The 15,102-nt window shown below is 69.5% G+C and carries 10 protein-coding genes and 1 pseudogene; 8 read left to right on the forward strand and 3 right to left on the reverse strand.

From position 1 onward, the window contains the following. Positions 1–26: 26 nt before the first annotated feature. The gene (locus tag ADL34_RS06300) at positions 27–962 is read right to left on the reverse strand and encodes an ROK family protein (RefSeq protein ID WP_107115632.1); all 936 of its coding nucleotides are present in this window, start codon (positions 960–962) and stop codon (positions 27–29) included. Then, positions 959–2,677 carry a class I mannose-6-phosphate isomerase gene (locus ADL34_RS06305; protein ID WP_062668300.1) on the reverse strand — a complete coding sequence of 573 codons (1,719 nt, stop codon included), beginning with the start codon at positions 2,675–2,677 and terminating at the stop codon, positions 959–961. Before ADL34_RS06305 ends, ADL34_RS06300 begins: the two co-directional genes overlap by 4 nt. A gap of 294 nt (positions 2,678–2,971) precedes the next feature. On the opposite strand from ADL34_RS06305, the gene ADL34_RS06310 reads away from it, so the two are divergent. From ADL34_RS06310 to ADL34_RS06335, 6 genes are all read left to right on the forward strand, one after another. Beyond that, positions 2,972–4,285: an ABC transporter substrate-binding protein gene (locus tag ADL34_RS06310; RefSeq protein WP_062668301.1), complete on the forward strand. Its 1,314-nt coding sequence runs from the start codon at positions 2,972–2,974 to the stop codon at positions 4,283–4,285. After that, positions 4,282–5,241 carry a carbohydrate ABC transporter permease gene (locus tag ADL34_RS06315; RefSeq protein ID WP_062668302.1) on the forward strand — a complete coding sequence of 320 codons (960 nt, stop codon included), beginning with the start codon at positions 4,282–4,284 and terminating at the stop codon, positions 5,239–5,241. The genes ADL34_RS06310 and ADL34_RS06315 overlap by 4 nt, the downstream gene beginning before the upstream one ends. 2 nt (positions 5,242–5,243) lie before the next feature. Then, complete coding sequence (locus ADL34_RS06320) at positions 5,244–6,059, forward strand: carbohydrate ABC transporter permease (protein WP_062668303.1); 816 nt, start codon at positions 5,244–5,246, stop codon at positions 6,057–6,059. Positions 6,060–6,146: 87 nt separating this feature from the next. Further along, complete coding sequence (locus ADL34_RS06325) at positions 6,147–7,352, forward strand: glycoside hydrolase family 76 protein (protein WP_062668304.1); 1,206 nt, start codon at positions 6,147–6,149, stop codon at positions 7,350–7,352. A gap of 41 nt (positions 7,353–7,393) precedes the next feature. Further along, positions 7,394–10,576 carry a glycoside hydrolase family 38 C-terminal domain-containing protein gene (locus ADL34_RS06330; protein WP_062668305.1) on the forward strand — a complete coding sequence of 1,061 codons (3,183 nt, stop codon included), beginning with the start codon at positions 7,394–7,396 and terminating at the stop codon, positions 10,574–10,576. Positions 10,577–10,724: 148 nt separating this feature from the next. Beyond that, positions 10,725–11,000 (forward strand): MerR family transcriptional regulator, encoded by a 276-nt coding sequence (locus ADL34_RS06335; protein WP_402548979.1) that lies wholly within the window; start codon positions 10,725–10,727, stop codon positions 10,998–11,000. 404 nt (positions 11,001–11,404) lie between these two features. Here the strand turns inward: ADL34_RS06335 and ADL34_RS34590 are convergent. Beyond that, positions 11,405–12,323, reverse strand: a pseudogene (locus ADL34_RS34590) (AI-2E family transporter); the annotation flags it as partial. A gap of 412 nt (positions 12,324–12,735) precedes the next feature. On the opposite strand from ADL34_RS34590, the gene trxB reads away from it, so the two are divergent. Then, positions 12,736–13,779: a thioredoxin-disulfide reductase gene (trxB, locus tag ADL34_RS06340; RefSeq protein ID WP_234374950.1), complete on the forward strand. Its 1,044-nt coding sequence runs from the start codon at positions 12,736–12,738 to the stop codon at positions 13,777–13,779. 60 nt (positions 13,780–13,839) lie between these two features. Continuing rightward, the gene (locus tag ADL34_RS06345; RefSeq protein WP_062668357.1) at positions 13,840–15,048 is read left to right on the forward strand and encodes a cation:proton antiporter; all 1,209 of its coding nucleotides are present in this window, start codon (positions 13,840–13,842) and stop codon (positions 15,046–15,048) included. Positions 15,049–15,102: the final 54 nt, after the last annotated feature.

Consider the following 15,102-nt stretch of genomic DNA (forward strand, 5'->3'; position numbering starts at 1 on the left):
GCCTGTGTGCGGTGCCGCCCCGGTCCTCACGGGGCGTCCGGTCGGTCCTGTGCCCAGTGTGCGGCCCCGATCAGGGGAGCCTCCGCAGGCTGCTGGGCCGGTAGTACCGGCACGTCCGACCTGGCGGCCGACGCCAGACCTGTGGTGAGCGCAGGGTGGATCAGGTGCCACGACTGGGCCATGGAGCCACCGATGACCACCGCGGCGGCTTCGAAGCGGTCGATCCATGGGGCCAGGGCCCGGCCGAGTGCGTCGAAAGCGTAGCGGAAGGCCTCCGCCGCGGCGGCGTCGCCCGTCATCGCACGTGCGGCGATGTCATGGACGTCCAGCAGGGAGAGCCCGTCCTGTGGCGTGGCACGGAGAGCGGCGTAGCGGGCGCGGATGCCGCGGCGTGAGACCGTGTCCTCCAGCGGCCCGCCGTGCACGGTCAGGCGGTGCACGTGTCCGCTGGGCGGCACCGAGGGGCCCGTGTGGACCGGGCGGCCGCCGGCGAGGAACGAGGAGCCCACCCCTGTGCCCAACGTCAGGCCGATGACACGCCGGTGACCGGCAGCGGCACCGGCGCGGTACTCGCCGATGGCGAAGGCGTCGGCGTCGTTGAGGAAGCGCAGCCGTGCGGCGCGGCCGTCCAGGCGCTCGAGCAGTCCGGCTCCGACATCGACGCCGCGAAGCGACTCGAACTTCCCGACGTCGGTGAAGCGGCCGACGCCCGTGGCGTAGTCGAACGGGCCCGGCATGGCCACGCCCCAGGAAAGGCTGTGCCCGGTCGGCAGGGCGGAGGCCGCCAGCGCAATCGCGTCGAGGATGTCGTCGGCCGCGGCGTCCGAGCTCAGCGGCCTGCGGACCACCGTGGTGGGGAGGGTGACGCTCGTCGACGGGTCCACGAGGGCGGCCGTCACGTGCGTGCCGCCGACGTCGAGAACGGGGATCGGCACGGGCGGCCGGGCGGTGGTCGCGGTCACGGCTCGACCACCAGCGCCTTGACGATCCGCACCTCGTCGCCACCCACCGCGCGGAGGCGGTACGGGCCGACCGCGGCGGGGATCGTGATGGTCTCGGCGAAGGCCAGGGAGTGGGTGCGGCCGTCGTGGGTCTCGATCACGGCGCCCTCGCCCGCGGCGACGTTGAGGATGTGGAAGCGGCCCGCGGTGTCGTCGGGGGCGGAGGCGTTCCGCGTCAGGACGAGGCGGTGCACCGCGTAGAACATCTCGGGGAGTTCGCCGATCACCTCTTCGTGCCATCCTTCGCCGGAGCGCAGCGTGCGCGGGTGCTGGACCAGGTCCTTCCGGACATCCTCCCCGCGCCGGGCGGTGTCCAGGTTGGCGAAGCCGTGTTCGTAGGGCAGGGGACGTGACGCGCCGGAGGAGTCCTTGCGCAGCCAGTCGTAGAAGCGCAGGGAGTACAGGTAGGGGGTGGCGCTCACCTCCAGGACGAGGTTGCCGGCCCCCGAGGCGTGGGGTGTTCCCGCCGGGATCATGAACAGCTGGCCCACCGTCGCCGGATGCGACTGGACGTGGTCCCGGACCGGCATCGCCGTGCCCTGGCCGATGGCGTCCTCGACCTGGCGCCGCATGGTGTCGACGTCGGCGTCCTCGGTGAGGCCGAGCAGCACCTCGGCGCCGTCCTCGCTCGCGGTGACGTAGTACGTCTCGTGCTGGGTGTACGGCCAGCCGAAGACGTCCCGCATGTACTGCTCCCGGGGGTGCAGGTGCAGGGACAGGTTGCCGCCGCCCATCGTGTCGAGGTAGTCGAACCGGATGGGGAAGGAGGTGCCGAACCTGCGGTGCACGTCGTCGCCGAGCATGGCCTCGGGATGCTCGGCGCACAGCAGTTGGAACGGGATCTCGACCTGTGCTCCGTCCTTCTCGCCGACCAGGACCCCCGCTTCCGGGGCGATCAGCTCGTAGCCGAGAGCCGTGTTGCCGGCCTGCGGGGTGAAGCCCAGTTCGCCGGCCGCCCACTGGCCGCCCCATGGAGTGGAGTTGAAGTACGGCCGGGTGCGAACCGGACCGCGTGCCAGATGCGCCAGGGTGCTGCGCAGGGCGGCGCCTGCCAGGGATGCGGGGGAGTCCGTGTCCTGCGTGTCGATCCATCGGTCGACCCTGTGGGCGATGGCGTCGCGGTGCCGGTCCAGTACGGGCCAGTCGGTGTAGAACAGGCGCACCAGGTCGCCGGGCTCATCGGGCTGCCCCAGATTGACGCCGACCGTCGGGTCGCCGTTCGCCACGGCGGCCTCGGCGTACCGCTTCGGCAGGTCGGCGTACCACAGCACATCCGGCTCGCACAGCGACGCTCCCGGTCCGTACACCATCACGACTCCATCCTGCGACGGCCGCTCGGGCTGCGGAAAGGAGTCGAACAGGTCCCTGACGTCCGCCTGGGACAGGGGGGTGAAGAAGGGGTCGTCGGAGGGGACGGGCTGGGCGGCCATCCGTGCCCCGGCGTTCCGCGCGTAGTGGGCGCGGACGTCGACCAGATCCACGGCACGGTCCGCGGAACGCAGGGCTCGGGTCAGACCGTCGGTCAGTGCTTCCCAGTCGAGGGCTGCGGGGCCGTCGACCGCCAGGACGACTGGGCCCTGGGGCAGTTCAGCCGCAGGCGCCGCCCAGCCGGCGAGCACCTTCCCGTCGACCGGCGGGTAGCTGGGGCGGGGGTCGTACGAACGAGACGCGGGCACATCTGCTCCTTACTCGGCTCCACGATGAGTTAACGATAACAGTACGTGGCTGGAGGCGTCGATGACCGTCCCGTCGGAGATCTCTCTGAGCTTCGAGCGCTGTGAGCTGCTTCTTTATTCATCCATGGCTCGGGGTTGAGATTCTTTTCCCGATGAACCCTTGCTAGTTCGGAAATGGTGTCGTTAACTTCCACGCAACACGAACCTCGGCTGCTTCGGACTCTCCCGGCGCCAGGCGTGCCATGTGATGCACATCCGGCCATGCGCGGTGGCCCGATTCCGTGAAGGTGATCAATGTCAGCATCGGGCAGGACCAGCAGCGCGGCCACGCCGCTCGCTCGGCGCGGCCTCCTCGCCGGTGCGGTCGCCGGCGTCGCCGCTCTGGCGGCGGGCGGCTGCGCCCGCGGAGCGAGCACGTCGGCGCAGCCGGGAACCACGAGCATCTCCAACGACAACGCCACCTGGGACGAGGGCTACCGCTCGGCCGGCCGGGAACTGGAGAAGATCACCGGTTACGCGCTGAGGCCGCTGTCGAACCCGTCGGTGACCTCGTACCAGCAGGTCGTGCAGATGACCCTGCAGACCTCGAAGGCCTCCGACCTGATCAAGTGGGCGTCCGGCTATCAGCTCAAGCGCCTGGCGCGGGCGGGCGGGCTCACCGACCTGACCCGCGTCTGGCAGCGGTACGCGGACAAAGGGTGGGTGCGTCGCACGTCGAGGCAGGCCCTCTCCTACCGCGGCACGACCTACGGCATCCCGCTGTACGAGTCGTACTACGTGCTCTTCTACAACAAGCCCGTGTTCCGGAGGCTGGGCCTGTCCGCTCCGGAAACCTGGGACGGGCTGCTGCACTGCGCCGAGGTCCTCGAACGCAACAAGATCACGCCGTTCCTGGCCAGCCAGGTGGGCGGCTGGCCCGCGATCGAGTGGTTCCAGGAGCTCGTCAGCAAGGTCGACCCCGGCTTCTACCAGCGGTTGGTGGCAGGCGAAGCCTCCTACACCGACGATCCGGCCCGCCAGGCCATGGACATCTGGCAGGACTTCATGCGCAAGGGCTGGATGACCGCACCCGACTTCGACCAGGCCCGCGGGCCCGGGGCACTGAAGGAGGGGACGGTGGGCATGTTCCTGCACGGCACCTGGCAGGCGTCCGGCATGGCGGCGGCGGGCATGGAACCGGGCACCGACTACGGCGCCTTCATCCTCCCCACGGTCCGTCCCTCCACGGCGAAGAGCGTGATCGCCGAGTCGGGCGTCTTCGTCGTACCCAGCCGCGCCTCCTCGCACCGGGCCGCCATGGCGAACGTCGGGTCCTGGCTCGACCCGTCGGTGCAACGGGTGTGGAGCGACTTCCTCCAGGACAGCTCGGCCAACCCGAAGGTGCGCTCCGCCAACCCCGTGGTGGCCGGACTCCAGCGGGACATCGCCCGCAACCGCCGACTGGCGCTGGTGCGCTACTGGGAGGCCAGTCCGCCCAGCCTCATCCAGGGCAACACCGACGACCTCGGCGGCTTCATGGCCGGGCAGGCCTCCGCGGCCACCACCCTGCGCCGGATGCAGGAACGCGCACACGACGAATGGGCCGCCTGGAAGCGAGACGAAGCATGAGCACACCCACCACCGACCGACACGCGCCGACCACGGTCGCCGGGCAGCCGGCGCCCTCGCATCCGATGCGGCGCCCCCCTCTCGTCCCCACCTGGAGCGCCACGCGCGAGCGCCTGCTGGCCGGCGGGTTCATGGCTCCGGCCGTCATCCTGGTCGCGCTGTTCCTGCTGGCCCCGTTCGTGTGGACCATCTACCGCAGCTTCTTCAGCGACACGCGCACCTCACCGTTCAGCTGGTTCGACAACTACACGCTGTTCGCCTCCGACCCGGCGCTGTCCCGCTCCATCCAGAACACGCTCATGTGGGTGGTCGGCACGGTCGTGCTCCCCTTCGTGCTCGGTCTCGCCATCGCCTGCATGACGAACGCCGGCCGCTTCTCGCGCCTGGCCCGCCTGTGCGTCGTGCTGCCCTACGCCCTGTCGGGCTCAGCGGTGGCCGTGGTGTGGAACTTCATGCTCACCACGGACGGCGCGGTCAACCAGGTCCTGACCGGTCTCGGACTCGACTCACTGGCCCAGGGATGGCTGCTGACCTGGCCCGGCAACACGATCGTGATGATCCTCGCCAACGCCTGGCAGGCCACCGGCGTGGCCGTGATCCTCTTCCTGGTCGGACTGCAGTCCATCCCACCCGAGACCCTGGAGGCCGGCGCCCTGGACGGCGCCGGCGCCTGGCAGCAGTTCCGCCACATCGTCCTGCCCCAGCTCCGCCCGGTGTCGATCATCGTGATCGGGATGAGCCTGGTCAACGGGCTGAAGTCGTTCGACCTGATCTGGGTGCTCACCCAGGGCGGCCCCGGGCGGGCCACCGAGACCCTCGCCGTGTCCATGTACAACGAGACCTTCCTGGAACTGCGTCCCGGAGCCGGAGCGGCGATCGCGGTCGTCCTCACCGTGATCGTGCTGGCGGCCTCCTGGCTCTACCTGCGCCGTCAGCTCGACGTGAAAGGCGTGTGACCATGTCCCTCGGCCGAGTTCTGCGCAACGCCGCCATCGCGGCACTGGCCCTGCTGTGGCTCATCCCCACCTGGCTCCTGCTCGTCAACGCGGCGGTCCCCGCGGAGAGTTACTCCGGCAGCCCGCACTGGCTGCCCCACGACCTCGGACTGTTCGGCAACATGTCGCAGGCCTGGGACAAGGCCGACCTGGGCCCCTCGCTGGGCAACAGCCTCCTGTACTCCGTGGTCAGCGCCGGGGCCGCCGCCGTGATCGCCGGCCTCGCGGCATTCGCCACGATCATCATGCCCGTCAAACGGCAGGCCCTGTGGTTCTGGGTCATCTACGCCGGCACGCTGCTGCCCCTGCAGGTCTTCATCCGCCCGCTGTTCCTGTCCTACGCGCGCACCTCGCTGTACGACACCCAGGTCGGACTCGTGCTGATCTACACGGCGGTCGCGATCCCGTTCGCGTTCTTCGTCATGCGCAACTACGCCCTGACGCTGCCGCGGGAGGTCGTCGAGGCCGCCCGCATGGACGGTGCCTCGTGGTGGCGGGTGTTCTGGCAGATCCACGTCCCACTGACCAGGTCCGCCATGATCGCGGTGTTCGTGTTCCAGTTCGTGGCCGTCTGGAACGACCTGCTGTTCGGCATCACCATGGTCACGAGCCGCAACATCCGTCCCGTGATGGCCGCGCTCGCCGACCTGCAGGGCAACTACTCCAACGTCGGACCGCCCATCGTGCTGGCCGGGGCCCTGCTGGTCTCGCTGCCCACCGTGGTGCTGTTCTTCTCCGCCCAGCGCTTCTTCGTCAGCAGCCTCAAGATCCACCGCTGAGCCTCAGGATGCACTGCTGAGCCTCAAGCCCCCCGCTGACCCGGCAGGCCCTCCGCCCCCTCCCCTCCTCGCGAAGGAGAACCATCCATGCTGCGCTCGCTGCTCACCCGCGCCACCGCTCCCGTCGTCTGCGCCGGCCTGCTCTGGACCGCCGCCCCCGCGCACGCCCAGACTCCCGACCACACCCGCCCGATCTCCTCCGGAGAGTGGGCCGACCGCGCCACCAGCACCTACCGGACCCTGCAGCAGTACTTCTACGAAGGCCCCGAGGCCCACGGCCTGTACCTGGAGCACACCCCCCGGCAGACCACCGACCCCGAGCACTCCTACCTGTGGCCCTTCCGCGAGGCAGCCCAGGCCGCCGTGGACATGCAGGAACTGCCGCGCACCGGGGCGTCCTACCGTCGCGACGCGGCCGAACGGTTCGACACCGCCGAGCTCTACCTCAGCGGGGGAGAGCGCCCCGGCTACGAGTCCTCTCTGCCCGCCCCCTTGGGCACGGGCGGCGACATCTACTACGACGACAACGCCGTGGTGGCCCTGACCCAGCTCGACCAGTACGAGGAGACCGGCGACGCACGGTACCTGGAGCGGGCCGAACGGGTCGTACCCGTCGTCTCCCGTGCGTGGGACGACGACACGGCCAAGGCGTGCCCGGGCGGCATGGACTGGTACGACTCACCGAACAACACCATTCGGGCCACCAACGTCACCGCCCTCTCCGCCCAACTCGCCGCCCGGCTCTACGAGCACACCCGCGACCGCGCCTACCTCGACAAGGCCGAGCAGTGGTACGGCTGGGTGTACTCCTGCATGCGCAAGGCACCCGGCCTCTACGTCAACGACCGCGGCGACGACGGCAGCGTCAACGAGACCCTGTGGACCTACAACTCCGGTTCCATGATCGGCACCGCCACCGCCCTCTACCGCGGCACCGGTGACGCCGCGTACCTGAAGAAGGCCGTGGACGACGCCCGCGGCTCCCTGGCGTACTGGACCGAGGGAAGCCGCCTGCACGACCAGCCCGCCGTCTTCAACGCCTTCTACTTCAAGGACCTGCTCGACCTGGACGACGTCCGCCCCGACTCCGCCTACCTGAAGACCATGAGCGGCTACGCGGACAGCACGTACCGGTCCAACCGGGACGCCTCCACCGGCCTGTTCCGCTTCCAGCCCTCCAACGGAGGCGACTACGACCCGGATGCGCCGGCCGCGGCCCTCAACCAGTCGGCCATGGTCCAGATCTTCGCCACCCTCGCCGACGCCACCCACCAGGGCCGCAGGAACTCCTGACGCCGCACACCGCACCCCCGACGCAAAGGACCCCACGCACCATGCCCAAGCCCCCGCTGACCCGGCCGTCCTGGTGGGACGCCGACATCGCGCGCGACATCCTCAAGGAGCGCGTGGCCACCCTCGCCGGCCTTGGCGGTCTGCAGGTGCGGCTGTCGGGAGAGCCGCTGCTGCGCCACGACGGCACGGGCGGCCTGCTGCAGTCCATCCGGCTCGGCGTGAGCGGTTCCCCGAGCGCACCCGCCCGCCCGGGCGTCACCAGGGCCCGCGTCACCACCGCCGGGGGCACCCCCGTCCCCAGCCGGATCCTGCCCGGACCAGGAGGCGACACCCGCCTCCTGATCCCGGAGGTGGACGCCCCGACCCCCTTGCTCATCGAGCTGCCGGACCTCGAAGAAGGCACGTCCATCCCCTTCGAGGCGCGCCCGCAGCGCCACTGGACCCTGCACCTCGTGCAGCACTCCCATCTCGACATCGGCTACACCGACCCGCAGGGCAGGGTCATGGCCGAGAGCCGCGCCTACCTCGACTCGCTCCTCGAGCTGTGCGACGACACCGACGACTGGCCGGAGCCCGCTCGGTTCCGGTGGGCGGTCGAAGGGTTCCACTCCTTCCAGGACTGGCGGGCCAACCGACCGCGCCGGCAGGTGGAGAACTTCCTCGACCGGGTACGGGAGGGGCGCGTCGAACTCACCGCCATGCCCTTCAACCTCCACACCGAGACCTGCTCCACCGACGAACTCCACGAACTCCTGCGTCCCGTCACCGAGTTGCGGGACCGCCACGGCATCGACATCACCACCGCCATGCAGACGGACGTGCCCGGCCAGGTGGTCGGCCTCCCCGACGTCCTCGCGGACAACGGCATCCGCTACCTGTCCGTCGCACACAACTGGGCAGGCCGCGCCGTGCCCCACCTCGTCGGCGGAGAGCATCTGCCCCGCCTCTTCCGCTGGCAGACCCCGAGCGGCAACAGCGTCCTGGTCTGGAGGACGGACACCCCGCACGGCCTGGCCTACATGGAGGGCTCGATCCTCGGCTTCGACGAGTCCTACGACCACGTCGACGACCTGCTGCCCGCCTACCTCGGCGCCCTGGCCCAGTTCCCCTACCCCCACCAGGGACGCGGGATCCCCGGCTTCCCCGCCGTCGACCTGCCCGGCACCGCCGACCCCTACCCGTGGGACGTGCTGCACCTGCGGGTCCTGGGCAAGTTCGCGGACAACGGCCCGCCGCGCCGCATCATCTCCGAAACGGTCCGCCGCTGGAACGAGCAATGGGCCTACCCGCAGCTGCGCACCTCCCGCAACCAGGACTTCTTCGAGGACGCCGAGAAGCGCGTGGGGGACCGCCTGGAGACCCACCGGGGCGACTGGAGCGACTGGTGGGTCGACGGAGTCGGCGCCGGCGCCGTCCCGCTGGCCGCCACACGACGCGGGCAGGCGGCCCTCGCCGAGGCCCAGACCATCGCCGGATACGCCCACCTGATGGGCGTCCCCGGGAGCACAGCCGTCACCCGGGGCGCACCGGACGTCTACCGGTCCGCCTCCCTGTTCAACGAGCACACCTGGGGCGCGGGCGACCCCTGGACCCACGGCGACCACGGTCACGGATCCGGCGACAAGCAATGGCACTGGAAGTACTCCCAGGCCATGCGCGCACACGACGACGCCGAGACACTCCTCGACGCCGCCTCCGCGCTCCTCGGCGAGGCGTTCGCCCCCTCGGCCGGCGCGGCGGCCTCCTTCTACACCGTGAACACCTGCAGCTGGGCCCGGACGGAGACCGCCCGGCTCTTCCTGCCCGAGAGCACCGTCGCACTGGACGACGCCGTCCAGGTAGTCGACGCACGCACCGGCGCGTCCCTGCCGTTCGTGGAGGAGGCGCAGAGCAACGAGCGTCACCGAGCGGCCGGACGATTCCTGCACGTGCCCGTCGCGGACGTGCCGGCCTGCGGAGCCGTACGCCTGGACATCGTGCCGGCCGCCGAGCGCGCGACGGCGGTCGACGGGGACTCCGGGCGGCCCGACGACCCCACCGTCCTGGAGAACGACCACCTGCGCGTGACCGTCGACCTGCGCGAGGCGTCCATCTCCTCGATCGTCGACAAGGCCACCGGCCGGGAGATGGTGCGCCAGGACGCCACCGTCGGCTTCAACGGCTACGTCTACGACGAGTACGCCACAGCCGGAGCGTTCAACCACCAGTCCAGCAAGACCGTGGCCGACGACTCGATGCACCTGCTCGCCTCCCGCAGTACCGCACCGCCCGCGGCACTCGTCGACCGCATCACGGACGCCACCGGGCAGACCATCGTCTACGAGTGCGCCCCGGCCGGTACCCGTCGGCTCCGGGTACGGGTCCACCTGCCGCACCACGCGGCACGCATCGATATAGAGAACCGCATCGACAAGGACGCCACCCTCACGAAGGAGAGCGCCTTCTTCGCCTTCCCCTTCGCCCTCGACAACCCCGTCGTCCACACGGAGGCCACAGGCGGAGTCCTGGGCAGCGACCGCGAGACCGTGCCGGGCTCCGCGACCCACATGCGCGCCGTGCGCCGCTGGATCAGCCTGAGCGACGGCACCCGCCACGCCGCACTGGCGACGGCCGACGCCCCGCTCGTCCAGCTCGGCGGGATCGCGATCCCCTACGTGCCCTACCCCCAGTCGCTGCCCCAGGAGGAGCCGGCCACCGTCTTCTCCTGGGTGCACAACAACATCTGGGACACCAATTTCCCCGCGCAGCAGGCGTTCGAGCACGTCTTCCGCTACAGCGTCGGCTTCGGTGCCACCGCGGAGAACCCCACGGCCGGCGCGGACGAGCTCGCCATGCGCGTCGCGGCCGTCACCAGCCACCCCCTGGTCCCGGTCCGCGCCCGCGCGGAAGGCCCGTCCCGACCTCCCGCCGAGACGCAGTTCCTGACCCTGGACGATTCCCGCGTACGGCTCGTCGGTGTGACCGTCCCGGACGACGGCAGGCTCATGGTGCGCCTGCAATCACTGGCCGACACCCCCGTCACGTGCCGCCTGCGTACGCCCTTCACCGTCGCCGGCGTCGTGCACACCAACTACCTGGGCCTGAATCCGCGCGACATCAGCCAGGATCGGGACGGCGCCGTCCCGGTCGACATCCCGCCGCTCGGAACGGCAGCCGTCGTCCTGCACCTCGACCCCTCCACAGCACACGGGGCGACCGTGCGGTCGAACCTGACGGCCGACTAGGAGCTCTCGGATGGTGGGGAGGCCGCACGGGCGGACTGTGACGGCCTCCTCATCGCACGTGGCTGGACGCATCGACTGAGGGGCTTCGGCCAACGAGCCGGAGACGGGCGTGCGCTGTGGACGAGGCGAGGTGGCCCCCGCCTACACGATGGGCCGGGCCGCCGAGATGCTCGGCACCACCCCCGGCTTCCTCCGAGCTCTCGGCGAACACCGCCTGATCACTCCACTGCGCTCCGAAGGCGGCCACCGGCGCTACTCCCGCTGCCAGCTGCGCATCGCCGCCCGGGCTCGCGAGCTCGTCGACCAGGGCACCCCCATCGAGGCCGCCTGCCGCATCATCATCCTCGAAGACCAACTCGAAGAAGCGCAGCGCATCAACGAGGAGCTGCGCGCACACGGCCACCAGCCGAAGCCCTCGGCCTGACCCCGCGGACGTAACCGTCGCTCGTCGTGACGCTGGCTGTCGGTCCACCCGTCCGTGGTGCCCGCCCGTGAGGAGCAGGGCAAGAAGGGAGTGGCGGGAGGACCCGGCGTCAATTGGTCGAGGGTGGCCGGGCCCTTGGCCGTCGGCACCGCCGCGAACACGACGGCCCGGACAGCCATAGCCACCCGGATCTCCACGCAGCCGGTGTCCGTACTGGGTCGGGCCGATGGCTCAGCCGGCCGCGGCCAGTCGATGAGTGGTGCGGTGTACGCGAGTGACGTCGCACCGATCATCAGAAAAGTCGTTGCTGGCCTCGGATTGGATCATCGGAATCAATCACGTCGACCGCTCGGTTGTCATTGCCGTGCAAAAGGCTGGTCACGACCGTGTTGGCCACCGCTAATTCCGGACACTACTGCGCCGACGAGCGGGACGAATGCTCCGGCGAAGACGACGACGGCCAACGGAAGCGCCAGGGGCACGCCGAGAATATAGATGCCCAGGCCGATGCATACCGCGTCGATGAGGGCCACGATCACCGTGCCGTGTACATAGGAGGTCAGGGTGTGCCATGCGAGAGGGCCGGCGGCGTCGAGGGAGGGGCGCGCCGCGGCCGGAGCCCACTTGAGGGTCCACTTCCAGATGCGCGGACCGTCGTAGAGCAGAGAGCGTCGAGAACAGCGCGAGGAGGGCACCGGTGAAGAATTCCAGGACGACCTTGACGCCGTGAATTCCTACGTCGGTGAGGTCATTGCTGGTACCGACGCTGTCGTTGAGCATCTCGGTGAAGTCGTTGATACGTTCTTCGGTGATGTGGAACGGGCTGTCGAGCAACCATCGCTTGAGGTCGTCGACACCGTCCTGCAGGCTGTCGGAAAGGTTGTCCAAGTTCGATACGACCTGCCAGACGACGAACCACCCGACGAGGCCGAGAACGATGAATCCGCAGAGTGTGGTCAAGACGGTGGCGAGTCCTTGCGGCACCTTGTGCCGGCGCAATCGAGCCACGACGGGCTGGAGAAGAGCGGTGATCAGCAGGGACGCCGCGAGGGCCAGCACGATGACGCGCACCGCGCTGATGGCGCGGATCAGCACCCACAAGGTGGCCGCGACGACGAGCAGGCGCCAGCCCGCCTCGGCGGCCACGCGGAGCCCCCACGGCAGGGTCGCAGCCGGCTCGGGCCTTTCGTAGGGAGATGTTCTTCGGAGGGACGAAAGAAGTGCGGCCTCTTCGGGGGTGGAAAGGGTCGTCCTCTTCGTCGGCCGCCCCCGTAGGCCGTCCTGCTGGTGGCGAAGTTGACTCAACCACTTCCGAAATCCCACGAAGGCACCGGTTCCTCAGGTGGGGTGCGCTCATCCGCAGCCAGCACCCACGAGCGTACTGTCCTGTCTTCCTCTCGCATTGAGCAGGCGTATCAGACATTGCGCATACCCTGACCTGCCGACTCAAGGGCGATATGACTGAGAATTCATCTCATTGGGGCAATCGCTGTACCGGTGCTCGCGGCCACCGGGAGACAAGGCGCGTCGCCAGTGAGGACCTTTCCCCTGCCACTGACTGGGGGTCCTCCCGGCGGGATGCGGTGCGGCCCGCCGCGTGTGCATGGTGGAGTGGTCCGCGGCCCGGGCCGTCTGCGTGATGTGGCGCATCCGATGCTTCGCGGGAGTGACCGGCGGCCGATTCGGATGCCGCCGAGTTCTGGGCGGAATACCGGCGTTCGTTCGGCACGGACGGTTGCCCGCGGCGCTCGTGGCTGTCCTTGAGCTCGATCAGGTGATCAATGTGCGTGACACAGTCCAGGAAGTGACCATCATCGGCTCCGGCCCGGCCGGATACACCGCTGCGATCTACGCGGCGCGCGCTCAGTTGCGGCCGACGCTCTTCGAGGGATCGGTCGCCGCGGGTGGCGCCCTGATGAACACCACCGACGTGGAGAACTATCCTGGTTTTCCCGACGCGGTGCTCGGACCGGACCTCATGACCAGAATGCGGGCCCAGGCGGAGCAGTTCGGTGCCCGGTTGATCGCCGACGACGTCGTGGAGGCCCATCTCGAGAACGAGGTCAAGGAAGTCGTCGACAGCGCCGGTGGCACCCACCGTTCCAGGGCGGTCATTCTCGCCATGGGGTCGCACTATCGCGAATTGGGTGTGCCGAACGAAAAGCGGCTGTCGGGTCGGGGTGTGAGCTGGTGCGCCACCTGTGACGGCTTCTTCTTCCGTGATCAGGACGTGGTCGTCGTGGGCGGCGGGGACTCGGCCATGGAGGAAGCCACGTTCCTGACGCGGTTCGTCCGCTCGGTCACCGTCGTGCACCGCCGCGACACCCTGCGCGCCTCGAAGATCATGCAGGAGCGGGCCGGTCGCAACGAGAAGATCCGCTTTCTGTGGAACCGGGAGGTCGTCGATGTCCTCGGGAAGGAGAAGGTCTCGGGTCTGCGGGTGCGTGACGTGAACAACGGCGAGGAGACCGACCTGCCGACGAGCGGTGTCTTCGTCGCCATCGGGCTCGATCCACGGGTGGACCTGGTCAAGGGACGGATCGCGCTGGACCACGCCGGCTACATCGCGGTCGAGGGCCACTCCACGCGTACGAATCTCGACGGCGTGTTCGCGTGCGGTGACGTCGTCGACCACGAGTACCGGCAGGCCGTCACCGCCGCGGGTACCGGTTGCGCGGCGGCTCTGGATGCCGAGCGGTATCTGGCGGCACTGGACGACTGCTTCACCGGTGAGGAGGCCCGCCTCGAGGCCACCGTCGTGGCCGGACTCGTGCACTGATCCGGACGGCGGGAGTGGCCCGCGGTGCCGGTCAGCCTGGTGCGGGGCTTGGGAGTCCCTATGGACTACGACAATCTGGTCATCGTCCTGGCAGTGGCCGCGGGCGTTCCCTTCCTTCTGGCCCTGGTGCCGCGGGCTCACCTTCCAGGCCCTGTCCTCGAGATAGTGGCCGGTGTCGTCCTGGGGCCGGCCGTGCTGGATCTGGTGCGGCCCGATCAGACTGTTGAGGCTCTGTCCGTCATCGGACTGAGCTTCCTGCTGTTCCTCGCCGGGCTCGAGATCGACGTCGGGCGATGGCAGGGGCCGCTCGCGCGACGTGTCGCCACGGGTCTGGCGGGCACGGTCGTGCTTGCCGTACTGGTGGGTTGGGCGCTCGGAGTCGCCGGGATCGTCGAGAACACGCTGCTCGTCGGCGTGGCACTCGTGGCGACCTCGTTGGGGTTGCTGGTGCCGATCCTGAAGGACGCCGACGCCGTCGACCGTCCGGTCGGCCAACTGATCATCGGTGGAGCCTCTGCGGGCGAGTTCTGCGCCGTGGTACTGCTGTCGCTGTTCTTCTCCGAGCATGCCTCCGGCCCTGCCTCGCGGCTGCTGTTGCTGCTCGGCCTCGCGTGTCTGACGGCGCTTGTGGTGGTGACGTCCATGCGGGCGGGGCGTTCCATGTGGTTGTCCCGGACCGTTGCCAGGCTGGCGGACACCAGTGCTCAGATCCGGATCCGCTTGACGATGGTGCTGATCGTCGGCCTGTCAGCGGTCGCCGCACACCTCGGCTTCGAGGCCATTCTCGGCGCCTTCATCGCGGGGGCCGTGCTGCGCATGGTCGACCCCGACGCGGAGCGAACGCATCCTCGGTTCCACATCAAGCTGGAGGGGCTCGGCTACGGGTTTCTGGTCCCGGTCTTCTTCGTGACCAGCGGCATACAGTTCGATCTCGACGCTCTGTTCGCCAACGCCGGGACCGTGCTGAGGGTGCCCCTGTTCCTGGCGGCGCTCCTCCTCGTTCGCGGACTGCCGGTACTGGCCTATCGGACCGTGGGACTCTCACGCGCGGAACTCGTGGCCGCCGGACTCCTGCAGGCCACGTCTCTCCCCTTCATCGTGGCCGCGACAACGATCGGCCTGAAGCTCGACGCCATACAGGCGGACAACGCGGCCGCGTTGGTGGCAGCGGGCCTGGTGTCCGTCATCGTCTTTCCCCTGGTCGCCTTGCCCTTGCTCAGCCGCGGGAGGGGGTCGACCGACGTGCGGTCGGTCGAGAAGCGGGAGTGACGGATGACAGACGCGGTCCGGGCGGTCCTGGCGCCGAGATGCCTCGCCCGCTCA

This window comes from Streptomyces sp. NRRL WC-3605, assembly GCF_001509795.1.
GTDB lineage: Bacteria > Actinomycetota > Actinomycetes > Streptomycetales > Streptomycetaceae > Streptomyces > Streptomyces viridochromogenes.

Coding starts and splice junctions, on each gene's coding strand:
- ADL34_RS06320 (WP_062668303.1), top strand. CDS start 5,244: ATGTCCCTCGGCCGAGTTCTGCGCAACGCCGCCATCGCGGCACTGGCC.
- ADL34_RS06335 (WP_402548979.1), top strand. CDS start 10,725: ATGGGCCGGGCCGCCGAGATGCTCGGCACCACCCCCGGCTTCCTCCGA.
- ADL34_RS06345 (WP_062668357.1), top strand. CDS start 13,840: ATGGACTACGACAATCTGGTCATCGTCCTGGCAGTGGCCGCGGGCGTT.
- ADL34_RS06315 (WP_062668302.1), top strand. CDS start 4,282: ATGAGCACACCCACCACCGACCGACACGCGCCGACCACGGTCGCCGGG.
- ADL34_RS06330 (WP_062668305.1), top strand. CDS start 7,394: ATGCCCAAGCCCCCGCTGACCCGGCCGTCCTGGTGGGACGCCGACATC.
- ADL34_RS06310 (WP_062668301.1), top strand. CDS start 2,972: ATGTCAGCATCGGGCAGGACCAGCAGCGCGGCCACGCCGCTCGCTCGG.
- ADL34_RS06325 (WP_062668304.1), top strand. CDS start 6,147: ATGCTGCGCTCGCTGCTCACCCGCGCCACCGCTCCCGTCGTCTGCGCC.